16 protein-coding genes are annotated in these 19,650 nt (G+C 72.5%); 6 read left to right on the top strand and 10 right to left on the bottom strand.

Going from position 1 to position 19,650, the window contains the following annotated elements; translation table 11 throughout:
* Positions 1 to 4: 4 nt before the first annotated feature.
* The gene (locus C7M71_RS27195) at positions 5 to 907 is read right to left on the bottom strand and encodes an LLM class flavin-dependent oxidoreductase (RefSeq protein ID WP_111490038.1); all 903 of its coding nucleotides are present in this window, start codon (positions 905 to 907) and stop codon (positions 5 to 7) included.
* Between the two features lie 434 nt (positions 908 to 1,341).
* On the opposite strand from C7M71_RS27195, the gene C7M71_RS27190 reads away from it, so the two are divergent.
* Together C7M71_RS27190 and metX are read left to right on the top strand one after the other, a co-directional pair.
* Positions 1,342 to 2,703 (top strand): bifunctional o-acetylhomoserine/o-acetylserine sulfhydrylase, encoded by a 1,362-nt coding sequence (locus tag C7M71_RS27190; RefSeq protein ID WP_111490037.1) that lies wholly within the window; start codon positions 1,342 to 1,344, stop codon positions 2,701 to 2,703.
* Positions 2,700 to 3,878 (top strand): homoserine O-acetyltransferase MetX, encoded by a 1,179-nt coding sequence (gene metX, locus C7M71_RS27185; protein WP_407675949.1) that lies wholly within the window; start codon positions 2,700 to 2,702, stop codon positions 3,876 to 3,878. Before C7M71_RS27190 ends, metX begins: the two co-directional genes overlap by 4 nt.
* A 153-nt stretch (positions 3,879 to 4,031) precedes the next feature.
* Here metX and C7M71_RS27180 read toward each other — a convergent pair whose 3' ends face one another.
* Positions 4,032 to 5,102: a lytic polysaccharide monooxygenase auxiliary activity family 9 protein gene (locus C7M71_RS27180; RefSeq protein ID WP_111490036.1), complete on the bottom strand. Its 1,071-nt coding sequence runs from the start codon at positions 5,100 to 5,102 to the stop codon at positions 4,032 to 4,034.
* Positions 5,103 to 5,483: 381 nt separating this feature from the next.
* Between C7M71_RS27180 and C7M71_RS27175 the strand changes: the two genes are divergently transcribed.
* A complete protein-coding gene (locus tag C7M71_RS27175; RefSeq protein WP_407675948.1) occupies positions 5,484 to 6,695 on the top strand; it encodes a DUF5925 domain-containing protein in 1,212 nt (403 codons plus the stop codon).
* A gap of 3 nt (positions 6,696 to 6,698) precedes the next feature.
* Here C7M71_RS27175 and C7M71_RS27170 read toward each other — a convergent pair whose 3' ends face one another.
* Positions 6,699 to 7,256, bottom strand: a complete 558-nt coding sequence (locus tag C7M71_RS27170) for a hypothetical protein (protein WP_162824419.1) — start codon at positions 7,254 to 7,256, stop codon at positions 6,699 to 6,701.
* 259 nt (positions 7,257 to 7,515) lie between these two features.
* Here C7M71_RS27170 and fdhA point away from each other — a divergent pair, with 259 nt between their 5' ends.
* On the top strand, positions 7,516 to 8,745 hold the full coding sequence (gene fdhA, locus C7M71_RS27165; protein ID WP_111490033.1) for a formaldehyde dehydrogenase, glutathione-independent: 1,230 nt from the start codon (positions 7,516 to 7,518) through the stop codon (positions 8,743 to 8,745).
* A gap of 51 nt (positions 8,746 to 8,796) precedes the next feature.
* Positions 8,797 to 9,159, top strand: a complete 363-nt coding sequence (locus C7M71_RS27160; RefSeq protein WP_111490032.1) for an arsenate reductase family protein — start codon at positions 8,797 to 8,799, stop codon at positions 9,157 to 9,159.
* 75 nt (positions 9,160 to 9,234) lie between these two features.
* Here C7M71_RS27160 and C7M71_RS27155 read toward each other — a convergent pair whose 3' ends face one another.
* The 3 genes from C7M71_RS27155 to C7M71_RS27145 all read right to left on the bottom strand — a co-directional run bounded on the left by C7M71_RS27155 (position 9,235) and on the right by C7M71_RS27145 (position 12,370).
* On the bottom strand, positions 9,235 to 11,055 hold the full coding sequence (locus C7M71_RS27155) for an ABC transporter ATP-binding protein (RefSeq protein ID WP_229758948.1): 1,821 nt from the start codon (positions 11,053 to 11,055) through the stop codon (positions 9,235 to 9,237).
* Positions 11,056 to 11,346: 291 nt separating this feature from the next.
* Positions 11,347 to 12,120: an SDR family NAD(P)-dependent oxidoreductase gene (locus C7M71_RS27150; RefSeq protein WP_111490045.1), complete on the bottom strand. Its 774-nt coding sequence runs from the start codon at positions 12,118 to 12,120 to the stop codon at positions 11,347 to 11,349.
* A 46-nt stretch (positions 12,121 to 12,166) separates the two neighbouring features.
* Entirely contained in the window at positions 12,167 to 12,370 is a 204-nt protein-coding gene (locus C7M71_RS27145; RefSeq protein WP_407675947.1) for an MBL fold metallo-hydrolase, read from the bottom strand.
* A gap of 373 nt (positions 12,371 to 12,743) precedes the next feature.
* On the opposite strand from C7M71_RS27145, the gene C7M71_RS27140 reads away from it, so the two are divergent.
* A complete protein-coding gene (locus tag C7M71_RS27140; RefSeq protein ID WP_111490030.1) occupies positions 12,744 to 14,849 on the top strand; it encodes a cellulose binding domain-containing protein in 2,106 nt (701 codons plus the stop codon).
* Between the two features lie 205 nt (positions 14,850 to 15,054).
* Here the strand turns inward: C7M71_RS27140 and C7M71_RS27135 are convergent, their stop codons facing one another.
* The 4 genes from C7M71_RS27135 to C7M71_RS27120 all read right to left on the bottom strand — a co-directional run bounded on the left by C7M71_RS27135 (position 15,055) and on the right by C7M71_RS27120 (position 19,646).
* Entirely contained in the window at positions 15,055 to 15,522 is a 468-nt protein-coding gene (locus tag C7M71_RS27135) for a cupin domain-containing protein (protein WP_229758947.1), read from the bottom strand.
* Positions 15,523 to 15,549: 27 nt separating this feature from the next.
* Positions 15,550 to 16,995, bottom strand: a complete 1,446-nt coding sequence (locus tag C7M71_RS27130) for an aminobutyraldehyde dehydrogenase (protein ID WP_111490029.1) — start codon at positions 16,993 to 16,995, stop codon at positions 15,550 to 15,552.
* 69 nt (positions 16,996 to 17,064) lie between these two features.
* The gene (locus C7M71_RS27125; RefSeq protein ID WP_162824418.1) at positions 17,065 to 18,105 is read right to left on the bottom strand and encodes an ABC transporter permease; all 1,041 of its coding nucleotides are present in this window, start codon (positions 18,103 to 18,105) and stop codon (positions 17,065 to 17,067) included.
* Positions 18,102 to 19,646 carry a sugar ABC transporter ATP-binding protein gene (locus C7M71_RS27120; protein ID WP_111490027.1) on the bottom strand — a complete coding sequence of 515 codons (1,545 nt, stop codon included), beginning with the start codon at positions 19,644 to 19,646 and terminating at the stop codon, positions 18,102 to 18,104. Before C7M71_RS27120 ends, C7M71_RS27125 begins: the two co-directional genes overlap by 4 nt.
* Positions 19,647 to 19,650 lie beyond the last annotated feature (4 nt).

Below are 19,650 nucleotides of genomic sequence, written 5' to 3'. Positions count from 1 at the left end.
GGCGTCAGGCCCGGCCGAGTGCCTCCAGCGCAGCCCGGACCTGGTCCAGCGGGTCGGCGCCGATCGGGCGCAGCACCACCGAGTCCGCGCCCGCCTCCCAGAGGGAGCGGACCCGGGCGGCCACCACCGACCCGGGGCCCGCGGCCAGGAAGAGGTCGGCCGGATCGACGCCGAGCCAGGCGGCGTGACCGGTGACGGTCTCCTCGGTCGCCTCGCGCAGCCGCTCCGGGTCGTCGTCGACCCGCAGATGGGTGAAGACGACCAGCTGGTGGGGCGCGTCGGAGCCGGCGGCCCGGCGGCCCGCGTCGATCCGGTCGAGGGCCGCCGCGATCTCGTCCGGGCCCTGCCCCTCGGCCATCACGGTGCCCTCGGCGACCCGCCCGGAGAGCTCCAGCGAGCGCGGCCGGACCACTCCGGCGAGGACCGGCGGAACCACCGTGGGCGGGTGCACCAGCTCTACGCCGTCGAGGTGGACGGCGCGGCCCTTCAGGGTGACGGTCTCCCCGCGCAGCAGCGCCCGTACGGCGGTGACCGTCTCCTCCAGCAGTGCCAGCCTGGCCTGCGGCAGGGCGCCGGCCGGCGCCAGCAGCTCGGCGACGCCGTGCCCGATGCCGGCCGCGAGGCGGCCCGGGAAGAGCCGTGCCACGGTGGCGAACTCCATGGCCAGCAGCACCGGGTTGCGCAGCGGCGCGGGGGCGATGCCGATGCCGACCCGCAGCCGCTCGGTCGCGGCCAGGGCTGCGGTGGCGGCGGCGATCGAACCGGCCCAGGGCAGGTCCTCCACCACCCAGAGGTCGTCCACCCCGAGGCGTTCCACGGCCACGGCGAAGGCGGCCAGCTCCTCGGGGGGCCGATCCCGGTCGAACATCACGCCAAGGCGGGGCCGCAGTTGCTGATCATCAGGCATCGGGCCACGCTAGCAAGGCAGGCGCCGTTGTGGTGGCCTGGCCCCGAAACCCGGCGGCCCGCAGGTCCGAACAACTCGCCGACCTGCCAGGATCCCTGGCGCGGCGGCCCGAGGCGGCGCTAGGGTTGGCGCATGACCGTGCTTGTGATCCGTCGCCACGTGGACTACGGGCGCATCACCAGCACCGGCTGTCGCCGTCTGGGCTGATCCCGGAGGCCGCATCCGGTCGGATGCCGTCTGATCCTCAGTCGCTTTCTCCTTTTCTCCTTCCGCGTTCTCCTTCCGCGCCGCACAGCGGCTCCTCCGCCGCGCCCGGGCCCTGGTCCCGAGCGGCTGCCTGCGCACCTCCCTGCCGCTTTGCGTTCCCAGACCGTCCCTGCGCAGCAGCGCCCCGCCCCGGGACCGCTGCGCCCCCGTACCCCTGGAGTCCACCCATGAGCCCGTCCGTCGACCCCGCCACCGCCGAGCTGGAGCTGGCCGTCGCCTCGGCCGAGACCGACACCCCCGCCTGGTCGTTCGAGACCAAGCAGGTGCACGCCGGAGCGGCGCCCGACCCGGCGACCGGTGCCCGCGCCGTACCGATCTACCAGACGACTTCCTTTGTCTTCCGCGACACCAAGCACGCAGCGGACCTCTTCGCCCTCGCCGAGGAGGGCAATATCTACACCCGTATCCACAACCCCACCCAGGATGTGCTGGAGCAGCGCATCGCCGCGCTGGAGGGCGGGGTGGCAGCGGTGGCGACCTCCTCCGGGCAGGCTGCCGAGACCCTGGCGATCCTCACCCTGGCCAAGGCGGGCGACCACATCGTCTCCAGCACCTCGCTGTACGGCGGCACCTACAACCTGCTGCGCCATACGCTCCCCCGGTTCGGCATCGAGGTGAGCTTTGTCGACGACCCGGACGACCTGGAGGCATGGCGGGCCGCGATCCGGCCGGAGACCAAGGCGCTCTTCGCGGAGACCCTGGGCAATCCGCGCGGCAATGTGCTGGACATCCGGGGCGTCGCCGATGTCGCCCACGCGGCGGGCGTGCCGCTGATCGTGGACAACACCGTGCCCACCCCCTATCTGCTGCGGCCGATCGAGCACGGCGCCGACATCGTGGTGCACTCCGCGACCAAGTTCCTGGGCGGCCACGGCACCGCCATCGCGGGAGTGGTGGTGGACGGCGGCACCTTCGACTACGGGGCGCACGCCGACCGGTTCCCGGACTTCAACGAGCCCGACCCCTCGTACCACGGCCTGCGCTACTGGCCGGACCTGGGCGCGGCGGCGTTCGCGGTGAAGCTGCGGGTGCAGCTGCTGCGCGACCTCGGCCCGGCCATCGCGCCGTTCAACTCCTTCCTCGTCATCCAGGGGCTGGAGACGCTGTCGCTGCGTCTGGAGCGGCACTCGGCCAATGCGCTGGCCATCGCCGAGTGGCTGGAGGGCCGCGACGAGGTCGACGCGGTGCACTACCCGGGGCTGGCGTCCAACCGCTGGTACGAGGCCGGGCAGCGCTATCTGCCGCGTGGCGCCGGGGCGGTGCTCTCCTTTGAACTGCGCGGCGGGGTGGAGGCGGGCAAGCGGTTCGTGGACGCGGTGCGGCTCTTCAGCCACCTGGCCAACATCGGGGACGTCCGCAGCCTGATCATCCACCCGGCGTCCACCACCCACAGCCAGCTCGGCGAGGCGGAGTTGGCCGCCACCGGCGCCACCCCGGGGCTGGTACGGCTCTCGGTGGGCATCGAGAACCTGGCGGACCTCAAGGCCGACCTGGAGTCCGGCTTCCGCGCGGTCAAGGGGACCGCTTGACCGTCCGGGCGCCGCGACCGGTGCGGCAGCGGACCGGCCCGGTGGGGGCCGACCCGCTGCCGCCTGCCACCGGCGCCTGGCAGGAGGGCGACCCGGTCGGGCGGCGGCGGTGGGCGGCGCTGCCCGGGCCGCTGGCGCTGGAGTCCGGTGCGGCACTGCCCGGCGTCCGGATCGCGTACGAGACCTGGGGGCAACCCGCGCCGGACGGCTCCAACGCCGTCCTGGTGCTGCATGCGCTGACCGGCGACAGCCATGTCAGCGGCCCGGCCGGGCCCGGGCATCCCACCGCCGGCTGGTGGGACGGGCTGATCGGGCCGGGCCGGGCGGTGGACACCGACCGCTGGTTTGTGGTCGCCCCCAATGTGCTGGGCGGCTGCCAGGGCACCACCGGACCGTCCTCCCGGCGCCCGGACGGCGTCCGATGGGGCGGCTCCTTCCCGCATCTGACGGTGCGTGACCAGGTGGCGGCGGAGGTGGCGCTCGCGGATGCGCTCGGCATCGAGCGGTGGGCGCTGGTGCTGGGCGGCTCCATGGGCGGCATGCGGGCCCTGGAGTGGGCGGTCGGCCATCCCGAGCGGGTCGGCGCGCTGCTGCTGGCCGCCTGCCCGGCGGCCTCCGGGGCGGAGCAACTCGGCTGGGCGCACGCCCAGGTGGCCGCGATCCGCTCCGACCCCCGGTGGCGCGGCGGCGACTACCATGACGCCGGGCCGGGCGGCGGGCCGCATGCGGGGCTGGGCACCGCACGCCGGATAGCCCACCTCACCTATCGGTCGCCGGACGAGTTGGACGCCCGGTTCGGCCGCGCCGCCCAGCGGGGTGAGGATCCATGGCACGGCGGCCGGTACGCGGTCGGCTCCTATCTGGACCACCACGCGGGCAAGCTCGCCCGCCGCTTTGACGCGGGCAGCTATGTGGTCCTCACCGAGGCGATGAACAGCCATGACATCGGCCGGGGCCGGGGCGGCACGGCGGCGGCGCTGCGCCGGGTCGGCGCCCCGACCGTGGTGGCGGGTGTGGACTCCGACCGGCTGTATCCGCTGCCCGAGCAGCGCCGTCTGGTGGCCGGCATCCCCGGCGCCGACCGGCTGCGGGTGGTGGAGTCGCCGTATGGGCACGACGCCTTTCTGCTGGAGGTGGAGCAGTTGGGCGCGCTGGTGGCCGAGTTGACCGGCTGACCGGCTGGCTGACCGGCCGTACGCGTCGGCGACCACGGCGGGGAGGCGGTGGGGCAGCCAGGGCTGCGCCACCGCCTCCGGGGTGGGCTCCGGTTCACCGGTCGGTGCGGCTCTCCGACCGGTGCGACCGGTGCGAGCGGTTCGGTGCCGGGATCAGCCGCAGGCGACGTTGGCGAAGGACGACGGTGCGCTGGCACCGGTGTTGGTCGCCAGGAAGCCGGCCGTCGCGGTGGCGCCCGGGGCCAGGGTGGAGTTCCAGTCCGGGGCATGCACCATGGTCGTGGTGCCGCTGGTCATAAAGGTGCCGTTCCAGCCCTGGCTCACGGCCGTGCCCGAGGGCATGGTCCAGCTGCCGTACCAGTCCTTCATGGGGGCGGTACCGGTGTTCTTGACCGTGACGGTCGCCTGGAAGCCGCCCTGCCAGGAGCTGTCCACCGAGACGGTGGCCTTGCAGGTGGTCGCCGGAGGCGTGGTGGGCGGGGTCGTCGGCGGCGTGGTGGGCGGCGTGGTCGGCGGAGTCGTCGGCGGCGTGGTGGGCGGCGTGGTGACGGGCGAGCCGCTGAAGACCACGTCGGAACAGCCGTAGAAGGTCTCCTGGCTGTCCGAGCGGTACCACACCGAGTAGATGATGTGGCGTCCGGACTTGTTGGACGGCAGGCGCCCGGTCAGGTGGTACGCGCCACCGACCACGGCCGGCTCGGGGTCGGCCGTCAGGAACGGCTGGTCCTCAAGGTCGTTCCAGGACAGCGGCTTGGTCGGGTTGTAGCTGTCCTTGGTGACATAGAGCTTGAAGCCGCCGGGGTGCGGCACCCAGGCGCCATAGGTCATGTCGACCTGGGCACCGGGCTGCACGGTGCTGGCCGGCCAGTCGTTGCGCGCCGCGTCGTACGCCGCGTACTTGGTGTTGCCGCCACTGCACAGCTGCCCGTCCGGGATGAAGCCTCGGGTGCGGCCCGCGCCGTCCGAGCGCAGCACGCCGTACCAGTCGTAGAGCGGCTGGGTGCCGCCAGCGGCGACCGCAGCCGCGCAGGCGGGGTTCTGGGGCTTGATCTCGTTGCTGGAGGTCAGGCCGTCGACGTAGCAGGCATAGGTGCGGCTTGCCGGGGCGGTCATCGCCCCGTGCGCGTAGGCCGGTTCGGCCGGCAGCAGAAGAGCGGCGACGCCGGCGGCCAGGGCTGCGAGCGCAGCCCCCACCGTCAACCGCCTGCGGTGGAGCACAAGCATGGTGGTGGTTCTCCTTACCTCGCCCCCGTGGGGGTGGGATGGGGCGGGAATGCGAGCTGCGGGTGGGCGCGCATGCGTGAACGCTCCGGCATGCGGCGGGCCCGACATGGGCGTTCGGGCCCAGGGCGAACCCGGGGCCCTGCGGGTGGCAGCGGTCGGGTCGGCCCCGTCGACACGAGGAGGCACGGGCGCTCCGCACGGCGGCATCATCCACGGGTGGGAGCGCTCCCAAGACCGTATGCCGATGGTCGCCGCCCACGGCGTACATGTCAACCCTTCAGCAGCGTCAGCGCGACATCGTTGTCCGGCTTGCGGCGTCCCGGGAGACCGGCCGGACGGGGTGGTGAAAAGCGGTGGGCAGCGACCGCCGGGTGCCGGATCATGGCGCCCATGTCCGCACAGCACTCCGCGAACGGAACACCCGTCCCCATCGCCGCCTCCCTCCCCGCCCCCGTCCCCATCGGCGTCTCCGCCGACGTCCACCGCACGCTGCCGATACAGGTGCAGTTGGACGACAGCGACTCCCCCTTCGACGTGGTCGACGCGCTGGCGCTGGCCCGCTTCACCTCCGGCGAGCAGCCGTGGTGCCGCTCCACCTCCCTGCAGCGGGTGAAGGGGGAGGCGACGCTGCTGCCGCCCGGCTGCCGGGTGGTCCGCTCCTCACGGGAGAAGAACCGTTCCGCGCTGCTCGCCGAGGGCGACGGCTGGACGCTGAAGGTGACCCGCTGGGTGGGCCACGGCGGCAGCAAGCACGCGGACGTCACCGTGACCGCCGTGGACGACGGCCTGGCGGAGCGGGTCCTGGCGCAGGCCGTGGACGACGCGGAGGAGCCGCCACCGGCCGAGGGGGACGTGGTCCTCATGGGTTTCTGGCATCTGACCGGCCACGGCCCCAGCCGGACCACGCGGCAGATCAGCGCCGAGACCTGGCCCGAGGTGCGCGGCAACTACACGGCACCGGTGGCCGACTCCTTCGACGCCCTGATGAAGGTCCGCCCGGAGGAGGTCTCGGGCCGCCTTCTGCTGCTGCACGGCCCGCCGGGCACCGGCAAGACGTCGGTGCTGCGCACCCTGGCCCGGTCATGGCGCGACTGGTGCCGGATGGACTGCGTCCTCGACCCCGAGCAGCTCTTCTCCGACCCCGCCTATCTGCTCCAGGTGGCGCTGGCCACGTCGGACGACGACGAGGGCGACGATGCGCGGCGGTGGCGGCTCCTGCTGCTGGAGGACTGCGACGAGCTGATCCGGGGCGGCGCCAAGCGGGCCACCGGGCAGGCGCTGTCGCGGCTGCTCAACCTCACGGACGGGCTGCTGGGACAGGGCCGCAACGTCCTGGTGGCGATCACCACCAATGAGGACGTGGAGCGGCTGCACCCGGCGGTGGTGCGGCCGGGCCGCTGCCTGGCCCGGGTGGAGGTGGGGCGGCTGACCGGGGAGGAGTCGGCACGGTGGCTGGCCCGCGACGCCGGGGCGGGCATCGACGGCGCGGCCGCCCCGGGGCCGTCCACGCTGGCCGAGCTCTATGCGCTGCGGCGTGGCCGGTCCCCGCTGCTGCCGTCCCCGGCACCGGCCGCCGACGGACTGTATCTGTAGGGGTCAGGTCCCGAGGACAGGGCCGGAGCCGGAGCCGAAGAGCACGATCCGGGGCTGGATCACGGCCTGCCGGGCGGCGGCGACTCCGGCCGGTTCGACGGTGAGCCGGTACTGGACGTCCAGGTCGGCGCCGCTGGGGAGCAGCCGTCCGGTGGCGGGGATGGCGGTGTACAGGGTGCCGGTCTGGGTCTCCAGCGGCACGGGCGTCCACTGCTGGGTGGCCACGTCGAACTGCTCCAGCCGCACGTCGCCGGGCGCCAGATAGGGGCCGGCCTCGGGCGACTCGACCAGGACCTGCGGGGCCACCACGCGGGCGGTGCCGATGTTCCGGTAGTGCACGGTGAACTCGTGGGCCCTGCCGTCGTTGGCGACGGGCCGGGTGGGCAGGTCCACGAATCCGGACGGGGCCGCGGCGGGGGCCTCCCGCACGGCCGCCGTCCCGTTCCGGTGGGCCGGGGCCGCCGTGGCGCCGGACGCGGTGGTCGCGGCGAAGACGGCGCCGCCGGTCACGAGGAGCGTGGTCGCGACGGTCACGGCCGTGCGCTTGGTCGATCGGGGCACTGTGCCTCCCTGTCCGGGTCGCCTCTGTACGGGATCGTCTCGGTATGGGGCGTCTCTGGCGACGCGGGTGGTCATTCCCGTCATGCCCGATATGACACCTCTCGCCCCGCAAAAGTACGGACGGCGACACGCCGGTCACTTTCCGCTGCGTCCGGCCGGGGGTGTTCTGCACCGGTGGCCGGACGGCGGCACCCTGGGAGAGGGGGAGACGACCGAGCCATCGACGGAGAGACGGACAGACGGACAGCGGAGGTCGACGATGCCGGGCAACAAGGCTGTGGTGTACAAGGAGCCGGGCCGGGTGGAGGTGGAGTCCATCGACTACCCGGGCTTCGTGCTGAAGGACGGCCCGGGCGTCAACCCGGACAACGTGGGGCGCGAGTGCCACCACGGCGTGATCGTCAAGTGCGTCGCCACCAACATCTGCGGCAGCGACCAGCACATGGTGCGCGGCCGCACCACCGCACCCGCCGGGCTGGTGCTGGGCCACGAGATCACCGGAGAGGTGGTGGAGACCGGCCGGGACGTGGAGTTTGTGAAGGTCGGCGACCTGGTCTCGGTCCCGTTCAACATCGCCTGCGGGCGGTGCCGCAACTGCAAGGAGGGCAAGACCGGCATCTGCCTGAATGTGAACCCGGACCGGCCGGGCTCCGCGTACGGGTACGTGGACATGGGCGGCTGGGTCGGCGGCCAGGCCCAGTATGTGATGGTCCCGTACGCGGACTGGAACCTGCTGGTCTTCCCCGACCGCGACCAGGCGCTGGCGAAGATCCGCGACCTGACCATGCTGTCCGACATCTTCCCGACCGGTTTCCATGGCTGCGTCACGGCGGGCGTGGGGGTGGGCTCCACCGTGTACGTCGCCGGGGCGGGCCCCGTCGGGCTGGCTGCGGCGGCCGGGGCGCAGTTGCTGGGCGCCGCCGTGGTGATCGTGGGCGACCTCAACGTGGAGCGGCTGGCGCAGGCGCGCAGCTTCGGCTGCGAGACCGTCGATGTCTCCCAGGGCGACCCCAGGGACCAGATCGAGCAGCTGCTGGGCGTGCCGGAGGTGGACTGCGCGGTCGACGCGGTGGGCTTCGAGGCGCATGGCCAGGGCAGCGACTCCGGGACCGAGCGGCCGGCGACGGTGCTGAACACCGTCATGGACGTCACCGCCGCAGGCGGCGCGGTCGGCATCCCGGGCCTGTATGTCACCGGCGACCCGGGGGCGTCCGACGAGGCGGCCAAGGTGGGTTCGCTGTCGATCAGGATCGGGCTGGGCTGGGCGAAGTCGCTCTCCTTCGCCACCGGGCAGTGTCCGGTGATGCGCTACCACCGGCAGCTGATGCAGGCGATCCTGCATGACCGGGTGCAGATCGCCAAGGCGGTGAACGCCACCCCGATCCCGCTGGACGAGGCACCGCGCGGCTACCGGGAGTTCGACGCGGGTGCGGCCCGCAAGTATGTGCTGGACCCGCATGGCGTGGTGTCCGGGAGTGCGGCTGCCTGACGCCGGAAGCGGGTGGCGGGCCGTGTGCCTTCCGGGTCCTACCCTGTGCAAATGGAGATCTGGCTCAATCCCGCCTGCTCGAAGTGCCGCTCGGCTGTGGAGCTGCTCGACGGCGCCGGAGCGGAGTACACCGTCCGCCGCTATCTCGACGACCCGCCGGGCGAGGCGGAGATCGCCGCCGTGCTGGAGCGGCTGGGCCTGGAGCCGTGGGAGATCACCCGTACCGGCGAACCGGTCGCCGCCGACCTGGGGATCGCCTCCTGGCCGCGCGGGACGGGTGACCGGTCGCGGTGGATCGCGGCGCTGGCGGCGCACCCGGCGTTGATCCAGCGGCCGATCATCACCGCGGACGACGGCCGCACGGTGGTCGGCCGGTCTCCGGAGGCGGTCCGGTCGGTGCTGCCGGAGGCATGACGCCGAAGCGCTCGGCGCAGCGGCCGGGACTGCTGCCGGCACTGCCGCCGGGGCGGCTCAGGCTGTTCAGGCTGCTCAGGCGGCTTCGGCCGCTTCGGCGAGCAGGCCGTCGCGGGCGAGCAGGGCGGCGTAGCGGCCCCCGAGGGCCACCAGCTCCTCATGGGTGCCCTGTTCGGCGATCCGGCCGTGGTCCAGGACGACGATCCGGTCGGCGTCGCGGACGGTGGAGAGCCGGTGGGCGATGGTGATGGTGGTACGGCCGACGGCGAGCGCGTCCACGGCCTGCTGGACGGCCTGCTCGGTCCGGTTGTCCAGGGCGCTGGTGGCCTCGTCCAGGATGAGTATCGGCGGGTTGCGCAGGATGGTGCGGGCGATGGCGAGCCGCTGCTTCTCGCCGCCGGAGAAGCGGTAGCCGCGCTCGCCGACCAGGGTGTCGTAGCCGTCGGGCAGGCCCGCGATGTGGTCGTGGATCTGGGCGGCCTTGGCGGCGGCGACCAGGTCGGCGTCGGTGGCGTCGGGCCGGGCGAAGCGCAGGTTGTCGGCGACGGAGGCGTGCAGCAGGTACGTCTCCTGGGAGACCACGCCGACGGCGGCGGCCAGGGTCTCGAAGGAGAGGGCGCGGACGTCGGTGCCGTCGAGGGTCACCCGGCCGCCGGTCACGTCGTACAGGCGCGGCACCAGGTAGCTCAGGGTGGTCTTGCCCGATCCGGTCTCGCCGACCACGGCGAGGCTGCCACCGGCCGGGACGGTGAGGTCGATGCCGCCGAGGGTGGGCCGTCCGGCGGCCGGGTCGTAGGCGAACTCCACGCCCTCGAAGCGGACCTCGCCCCGGATGCGGTCCTTGCGCACCGGTACGGCGGGCTCGGCGACGTCGACCGGCAGGTCCAGGTACTCGAAGATGCGCTGGAAGAGCGCCAGCGAGGTCTGCACATCGACGCCGGTGGAGAGCAGGCTGACGGTCGGCCGGAAGAGCCCCTGCTGGAGGGAGACAAAGGCGACCAGGGTGCCCAGCGAGACCACCGGGCTGCCGGCGGCGGTGGCCAGACCGGCGGCCCAGTAGATGACGGCGGGCATGGCGGCCATCACGATCTGGATGGTGGACATCCGCCACCGCCCGGCCATGCTGGAGCGCACCTCCAGGTCGGCCAGGCTGTCGGACTGCTCGGTGAACTCGCGGGAGAGCGAGTCGGCGCGGCCCATGGTCCGGCCCAGCAGGATGCCGCTGACCGACAGCGACTCCTGTACGGCGGAGGACATCACGGCCAGCTGCCGCTGGCGCTGCGAGGTGATCCTCTTGCGTTCGCTGCCGACCCGGCGGCTGATCCAGACGAAGAGCGGCAGCAGGAGCAGCGAGACCACGGTCAGCCGCCAGTCCAGGGCGACCATGGCGACGACGGTGGCGATGACGCCGGTGAGGTTGGAGACCAGCGAGGTCGCGGTGGAGGTGACGGTGGACTGCATGCCGCCGATGTCGTTGGCGATCCGCGACTGCACCTCGCCGGTGCGGGTGCGGGTGAAGAAGGCCAGTGACATCCGCTGGAGGTGGCTGTAGACGGCGGTGCGCAGGTCGTGCATGACCCGCTGGCCGACGGTGGTGGAGATCAGCGTCTGGAGCACATTGAAGATGCTGTTGACGACCGCCGCCGCGACCATGCCCAGGGCGAGCAGGCTGAGCAGCCCGGTGCGGCCGTCCGGGATGGCGGTGTCCAGCATCTCGCGCAGCAGGAACGGCGAGACGACCGAGACCACCGAGGAGAGCCCCACCAGCAGGCCCACCACGGCCAGCCGGCCCCGGTAGGGGCGGAAGAGCGCGACGATGCGGCGCACCTGCGCCGGCGGGCGGTGCTCGCCTGGGGCGAGCGTGGGCGGGGTCCAGGCGGGTCCCTGCGGTTTCACGGGCGGCTCCTGGGTGCGGGGGTCGACTTCGAGCATACAGAGCAATGCTCATAGTTAGGCAACCTAAGAGGTGCGGCCTGCATTCCAGGCCACGGCCTCCACGGGCCAGCGAGGCGTCCAGCGACCCGCCGACCCCCCTTCACCAGGAACCCGTACCCACAAGCGCAAGCGGCGCCGCGCGGCCGACCTCGCGGAGCTGCCACACAGGTGGAGCTGCGACACGTACTGGAGAGCGACCGGTCCGCGCCGCGACGAGCCGTCCGGGTGCGCCTCCCCCGCCCCGGACTCGGCTCAGTCGGTGCGGTACTGCCGCCCCGCCCTGGACGACGCGCCGCCCAGCGCACCCGGTGGCAGCAGCCGGCTCAGCCCGACCACCGCGCGGTAGCGGAAGCTCGGCACCGAGAGGGTGCGCCCCCTCGCCAGGTCGCGCAGCGCCTCGGCCACGACCTTGTCGGCCGACAGCCACGCCCAGCCCGGGATGGCGGAGGTGCCCATCCCGGCCCGCTCGTGGAACTCCGTACGGGTGAACCCCGGGCAGAGCGCCAGCAGTCGCACCCCCGAACCGGCCAGGTCCCGGGCGATGCCCTGGGTGAAGCTGACCACCCACGCCTTGCTGGCCCCGTACGTCCCGCGCGGCAGGAACGCCGCCACCGAGGCCACATTGACCACCCCGCCCCGGCCCCGCGCCCGCATCCCGGGCAGCGCCGCCGTGGTCAGCCGCAGCACCGCCTCCACATGGACCTTGAGCATCCTCAGCTCGTCCGCCTGCGGCACAGCAAGGAAAGCCCCCCGGTTGCCGAACCCGGCGTTGTTCACCAGCAGGTCCACCGGGCGCTCCGGGTCGGAGAGCCGCCGCTCCACCGCTTCGATGCCTTCCTCGGTGGCCAGGTCGGCCACCAGCACCTCCACCTCCCGGCCGCGCACCCGGCCCAGCCGGGCGGCGGCCTCCTTCAGCCGCCCGCCGTCCCGGGCCACCAGGACCAGGTCATGCCCGTCGGCGGCCAACCGGCGGGCGAAGGCGGCACCGATCCCGGCCGTGGCGCCGGTGATGAGCGAAGTCGTCATACCGGCGACGCTACCCAATGCGGACCGGCGCGGCAGGGCGTCCATGTCATCGCAGCCTCCCGGCGACCGCCCGCAGCCGGGCTCCGGCGCCGCTGGTGAGGGGTTCGCCATGGCCGAAGCAGGCGACCTCGGTGTCCAGCTCCGCCAACCGCCGGAAGGAGGCCGCCGCACCGGCCGGGTCGGCGTTGAGCACCCCCGGCATCACCCGGCCGTCGGGGCCGCGCGCCACCGTGTGCCCGGTGATGAGCACCTTGGGGCCGGGGAGGTACAGGGCGACGCTGCGGGGGTGTGTCCGGGTACGGCCACGGCCCGTGCACCGCCGCCGAAGTCCAGCACATCGCCGTCCTCCGGCTCCCGGTCCACCCGCACCGGCGCGGGCGCCGCGCAGCCCCCGCCAGGAGCCGCTGCGGCGGTCGGCCGTAAGTGGCCAGAGTGACGCGGGCGTTGACAGGGGAGATCGCCGCTCCCATCATGGGAGCGCTCCCAAATCGCGTGTCCCCAGAGTCGCCGCATCGTCGACGGAGAACGCGGCCGCACCGTGCCCCCACGCTCCGTCCGCGTTCCCGTCCTCCGGCCGTCCGACCAGCCGCCCGGGACCGCGCCCGTCCCGGGAGGACCTCTCCGTGCCACCGCTGCACAGCACGCCCCGCAGACTCCGCCGGCCCGCCAGGACCGCCGCCGCCCTCGCCGCCACGCTCACCGCCGCCCTGCTGGCGGCCCTGCCCGCGACCGGCCAGGCGGCAGCCGCCGACGCACCGCCGCCGGCCGACGTCGATGTCACCGTCAACGCCCATGCGGGACTGGGGGTGCTGGACGAGACCGCCCGTGGAGTCAACGCGGCCATCTGGGACTCGCATATGAACGACCCCGAGGTCGCCACCCTGATGAAGGCCGCGGGCGTCGGCGCGATGCGCTACCCCGGCGGCTCCTACTCCGACATCTACCACTGGAAGGACCACACCGCCCCCGGCGGCTATGTGGCGCCCGGCACCGGCTTCGACGACTTCATGGGCACCGTGAAGGCCACCGGCGCCCAGCCCGTCATCATCGCCAACTACGGCTCCGGCACCCCGCAGGAGGCCGCCGACTGGGTCCGGTACGCCAACGTCGAGAAGCACTACGGCGCCAAGTACTGGGAGATCGGCAACGAGATCTACGGCAACGGCCACTACGGCTCCGGCTGGGAGAACGACATCCACGCCGACAAGAGCCCGGCCGAGTACGCCCGGCAGGTCCTGGCCTACGCCGCCGCGATGAAGGCCGTCGACCCCACCGTGAAGATCGGCGCCGTACTCACCATGCCCGGCAACTGGCCGGACGGCGTCATCGGCGACGGCGAGGCCGCCGACTGGAACCACACCGTGCTCGCGGCCGTGGCCCATGACGTCGACTTCGTCAGCGTGCACTGGTACGCCGGCGGGGACAACGCCGACCAGGCGCTCGCCAAGGTGGCCCAACTCCCGGGCGAGCTGCGCGAGGTGCGCAGCCAGCTGGACCGCTACGCCGGCGCCGACTCGGCCCGGATCGGCATCGCCATGACCGAGATCAACACCAACACCGGCGGCTCCCGGCTGACCGGCCGCCCCAACGGCCTCTTCACCGCCGACGCCGTCATGACCGCGCTGGAGAACGGCGTCTTCACGGTCGACTGGTGGGACACCCACAACGGCGCCGACGGGATCACCACCGTGGACGGCGAGACCGACTACGGCGACATGGGCATGCTGTCCAACGCCACCTGCACCGGCACTGTCTGCGAACCGGCCGCCAACACCCCGTTCCACCCCTACTACGGGCTGAAGATGCTCACCGCGCTCGGCAGCACCGGCGACACCATGGTCGCCGCCGGCTCGACCGGCCGCCAGGTCTCCGCGCACGCGGTGCAGCGGGCCAACGGCGACCTGAGCGTGCTGCTGGTCAACAAGGACCCGAACGCGGCCCAGAGCGTGGACCTGCACTACAGCGGCTTCACCCCGGCGGCGGGCACGCCCGACGTCCGCCGCTATGCGCGCGGCGACTCCGACCTCGCGAACGCCACCGGCACCGCCTCGGCCTCCCGGGTCTCGCTGCCGCCGTACTCGCTGACCACGCTCACCCTGCACCCCAAGGCCGGCAGCGGCCCCTCCCCCGTGGTCTCCACCCCGGGCGCCCCCAGGACCACCGCCGTGACCGACACCTCGGCGACCCTCTCCTGGGGCGCCTCCACCGGCTCGGTGACCCGCTACGAGGTGTACGAGCGGCTGGGCACCAACGTCCAGCTGCTGGGCGAGTCCACCGGCACCTCGGCCACCCTGCGCAACCTGCCGCCGGGCAGCACCCACACCGTCTCCGTGCTGGCCCGCGACGCGGCCGGCCGGCTCTCCGTCCCGTCCGTCCCGCTGACCTTCACCACGGGCAGCCCGCAGCGGAGCAACTGCGCCGTCACCTACCACGTCGACAGCGGCTGGGGGAACGGCTTCGTCGCCACGGTGACCCTCACCAACCTGGCCGACACCGCCATCGACGGCTGGAGCCTGGACTTCGACTGGCCCACCCCCGGCCAGTCGGTCTCCTCCGCGTGGAACGCCTCGGTCACGGACAACGGCGGCCGTGTCCACGTCACCGGTGACGGACGGCTGGCCCCCAAGGGCGGTTCCACCGCGTCCTTCGGCTTCGTCGGCGCCAACGACGGACCCAACCCCGCCCCCACCGCCTTCCGCCTCAACGGAACGGTCTGCACCATCGGCTGACACCCGATCAGCACCCTCAGGGGGCTCCCGCCGTCGGCGGGAGCCCCCTCTCCTTTTCGCACGGGCAACGCCCACGCCCGCGCCGCCACCCGCCCTGCACACGGACATCCACCCACCTCCACGACCACTCCGCCGAGGGCGTCGGCCGGACGCTGGTCGGGCCGCGTGCAGGCTGCCCGAGAAGCGTCCGGCCGGTGGGTGGGGATCAGTCCGTGATCTCCCAGTAGTCGAGGTAGTCGGACTCGATTCCGTCGAGGTTCGCGCCGTAGACGGCGTACATCCGGGCGTACTCGGGCGCCCAGTACCGGCCGACCTGGCCCGACGGGACCAGTGCCGCATCGCCCGGACGCAGGACGACGGTCTTGCCCTGGGTCTCGATGTGCAGCTCGCCCTCAAGGACGTAGTTCAGCTCGTCATGGGGGTGCCGGTCCGACCAGCCGGCCCGGGTCAGCTCCCACTCTGAGACGGAGTAGCTGCTTGCGCCGTCGACCGGCGGGATGATCCAGCGGCTGCGCATATTGCGGGTCGCGTCGTTCAGCGGCTCCAGCGGAGTGGGGCGCCACACGCTGATTCCGTCGTTCTCCGTCGCGGTCGCGAGGCGGTTTGCCAGGGCCGTCCTCGGTTCGCGCGGGATCTCGACCGGGCGCTGCGCGGGGGTGTCGTCGCCTGCCATGCGGGTGCCTCTCTCTCGTCGTGGTGCTCAGCCGTTGATGTGGGCCATGACGTGCTTGATGCGGGTGTAGTCCTCCAGCCCGTACATGGACAGGTCCTTGCCGTAGCCGGAGTGCTTGAAGCCGCCGTGCGGCATCTCCGCGACCAGCGGAATGTGGGTGTTGATCCAGACGCAGCCGAAATCGAGGTCGCGGCTGAACCGCAGGGCGCGGCTGACGTCCTTGGTCCAGACCGAGGAGGCCAGGCCGTAGGGGACGCCGTTGGCCTGTTCCAGTGCCGCCTGCTCATCGGTGAACTGCTGGACGGTCACCACCGGTCCGAAGACCTCGCTCTGGACCAGTTCGTCGTTCTGCCGGAGCCCTGAGACGACGGTGGGGGCGAAGTGGAATCCGCGCTCGCCGAGCCGGTGGCCGCCGGTGTGGACGACGGCGTGGTCGGGAAGCCGGTCCATGAAGCCGGACACCCGCTCGAAGTGCCCTGCGCTGTTCAGCGCCGGCATGAAGGCGTCCTCGCTCTCCCGGCCGACCGCGTGGGTGGTGGTGATGCCCTGGGCCTGCGCGGTCAGTGCGGCGACGAAGTCGTCGTGGACCGCCGGGGCGACCAGGACACGGGTCGCGGCGGTGCAGTCCTGGCCGGCGTTGAAGTACCCGGCGATTGCGATGGCCTCTGCCGCGGCCTCGATGTCGGCGTCGTCGAAGATCACGACCGGCGCCTTGCCGCCCAACTCCAGGTGGACCCGCTTCAGGTCGGCGGCGGCGGCGCCGGCCACCTGCTTGCCCGCGCCCACCGATCCGGTGATCGCCACCATGTCGGGCCTCGGGTGGGCGACGAGGGCGCGGCCCGTGTCGCGGTCTCCGCACACGACGTTGAGCACGCCCGGGGGCAGGAACTCGGCGGCGATCTCGGCCAGCAGCAGGGTGGAGGCCGGCGTGGTGTCGCTGGGCTTGAGGACGACGGTGTTGCCTGCGGCCAGCGCCGGGGCGAACTTCCAGACCGCCATCATCATGGGGTAGTTCCAGGGGGCGACCTGTCCGATCACACCGACGGGCTCCCGGCGTATCCATGACGTGTGGTCGGTCAGGTACTCGCCGGCCGCCTTGCCCTCCAGGACGCGCCCGGCCCCGGCGAAGAACCGCAGGTGGTCCGCCATCGGCGGGACCTCCTCCGCCGCCGTCAGCGGGATCGGCTTGCCGGTGTTCTGCGACTCCAGCTCGGCCAGCTCGGCGGTGCGGGCCTCCACCGCGTCGGCGAGGGCCAGCAGTGCCTTCTGCCGCTCGCCCGGGGTGGTGCGGCGCCAGCTGCCGAAGGCCGTCGAAGCCGCCGCGTACGCGGCGTCGATGTCGGCCTCGCCCGACACGGGGGCGGTGGCGAAGACATCGCCGGTCGTCGGGTCGACGAGGTCGCTGGTGACTCCCTCTGCGGTGTCGACGTACGCGCCGTTGACGAAGTTGCGGAACTCGCGCTTCTGATTCATCTGGTTCCTTCGGTAAGAGGGAGGGCGGTAGGAGGGCGGGCACCGGTGGTTCCGGCGGGGGCCGCCGGATCAGGTCAGCCGCATACGTTTTCTGAGCCGGTCCACGAGCAGCGCGGTCACCAGGAGTGCGCCGAGCAGGATGTCCTGCACATAGCTCTGCACCCGGATGAGGTCCATGCCGTTGCTCAGCAGCACCAGGAACAGGGCGCCCATGAGCACCCCCGCGACCCGGCCCTCGCCACCGTCGAGCGACACTCCGCCGAGCACGGCTGCGATGATCGACTGGAGGGGGTACTGCACACCGACGTTGGCCTCGCCGGTGGACATCCGGGCCGTCAGCATGAGCCCCACCAGGGCGGCGAGCAGGCTGCCGACGATCATCACGGTGAGCAGCGTCCGGCGGACGTTGACCCCGGACTGGTAGGCCGCGCTCTCGTTGCCGCCCACCGCGTATGCCTGGCGGCCGAGGCGGGTCCAGTTGAGGAAGACATAGGCGGCGAGCAGGGCGAGGATCATGACGAAGGTCGGGAAGGGTATCCCCAGCACCATGGACGTGCCGAACTGCCGTGCGAACTCGGGCGGGAGGCCCACGACCGGGGTGCCGCCCGACAGCAGCAGCGCGGTGCCGGTCGCCGCCGAGGCGGTGCCGAGGGTCACCATGAACGCGGAGATCTTGAAAACGGCGATCAGCACGGCGTTGACCACGCCGACCACCAGGCCCACGGCGATACCGGCCAGGCAGCCGAGCAGGATGGCGGTCCCGGTGCTGCCGCTCTTGGCGACGGACGTCATGACCATCGCGCCGACGATCGAGGAGAGGGCGACGCAGGCACCGTTGGACAGGTCGTAGTGCCGCGTCACCAGATAGAGCATCTGGCCGAGGGCGATGATGCCCAGGAAGCTCAGCTGCCTGGCCACGTTGGTGAGGTTCGCCTCGGAGAGGAACCTGGGCTCGATCGAGGCGAAGGTGGCGATGAGGGCCAGCAGCAGGACGGGCAGGATGCCCCACTGGATGAAGAGCCGGCGGGCGGCTGCGCCAAGTCCCGCTCCGGCTCTCTGCCTCGGCGCTGTCGGCGGTGCCTCCCCCGGAGAGGCCAGTGTCTGTGTCACGACGTCACTCCAGATTCATGTGGGAAGAACGTGGGAAGAACCGTTTCCTCGGTGAGGTCCGCGCCGGAGAACTCCGCCGCGACCCGGCCCTCGGTGATCACATAGAGCCGGTGCGCCAGGTTGAGCACCTCGGGCAGATCCGAAGAGATCAGCACCACGGCCGCGCCCGACTCGACCAGTTCCTGGATGGCCGCGTAGATGTCCGCGCGGGCCCCTACGTCGACACCCGCCGTCGGCTCGTCGAAGATGTGGACGGCGTAGGGACGGGTGAACCCTCGCGCCAGCACGATCTTCTGCTGGTTGCCGCCGGAGAACGTCGATGGCAGCGCCTCCGGCCGCATCGGCCGCAGGGTCAGCCGCTCAAGGACGCCGGCGGTGTCCCGACGCTCCTCGCCGCGTTTCAGGAACCCCCGTCCGGACCAGCGGTCGAGCGCCGTCAAGGAGACGTTCTCCGCCGCCGGGCGCACGCCCACCAGCCCGTCCCGTTTCCGGTCCGCCGGGTAGTACATGACCCCTGCGCCGATGTACCTGGCCGGTGCGGCTTTGGTGCCGAGGTCCTTGCCGCGGACCAGCAGCCTTCCGGACGTACGCCTGGCCAGGCCGAAGCAGAGCCTGCCGATGGTCCCCTTGCCGGAGCCGACGAGTCCGGCCAGGCCGACGATCTCGCCGCCGCGGACGGTCAGGCTGACGTCGCGGACGTCCTCCCCGGACAGCCCCTCCAGCTCCAGTGCCACGGCTCCCGGCCGGTGCGCGATGGAGGGGAAGAGCGCGTCCACCTTCCGTCCCGTCATCAGGGTCACCATTCCCTCGTCGTCCACCTCGTCGAGACGGCAGGTCCGGATGAGACCCCCGTCCCGCAGGATGGTCACGACGTCGCCGATGGCCCTGATCTCCTTCATGCGGTGCGTGATGTAGATGACCGCCAGGCCCTGCTGCCGAAGCCTCCGCACGATCGCGAACAGGCGGTCGGTCTCCTCGTCGGTGAGGGAGGCGGTCGGCTCGTCCAGAATGAGCACCTTGGCGGAGCCCTGGAGTGCGCGGGCGATCTCCACGATCTGCTGCTCGGCACGTCCCAGGTCGCCGGCCACGGCGTGCGGCGAGATGGACGAGCCCACCCGGTGCAGGGCCTCCTCGGCGATCCGCAACCGCTCACGCCGGGACACCAGTCCCGCCCGCATCGGCTCGCGTCCGAGTGTCAGGTTCTCCGCGACGGTCAGCTGCGGCACCAGGGCGGGGTCCTGGAAGACCGCCGATATGCCCAGCTCCCGGGCGTGCCGCGGACTGGCCGCGCTGGTCTCGGCCCCGCCGATGACCACGCTGCCCGCGTCGGCCCGGTGCACTCCGGCCAGGACTTTGATCAGAGTCGACTTCCCGGCGCCGTTCTCCCCGAACAGCACATGCACTTCTCCGGGCAGGAAGTCGATACTCACATCGCTCAGTGCGGTGATCGCCTGGAAGTGCTTGGTCAGGGAGCGTACCGAGACGGCCGGCACGGAGCCGCCCTGCGCAGCCCCCGGACCGCCGGTGGTGGCCTGTGTCATGACG

Source organism: Peterkaempfera bronchialis (genome assembly GCF_003258605.2).
GTDB lineage: Bacteria > Actinomycetota > Actinomycetes > Streptomycetales > Streptomycetaceae > Peterkaempfera > Peterkaempfera bronchialis.
The sequence above is the reverse complement of the archived record's forward strand: the minus strand, read 5'-3'. Positions and strand labels throughout refer to the sequence as shown.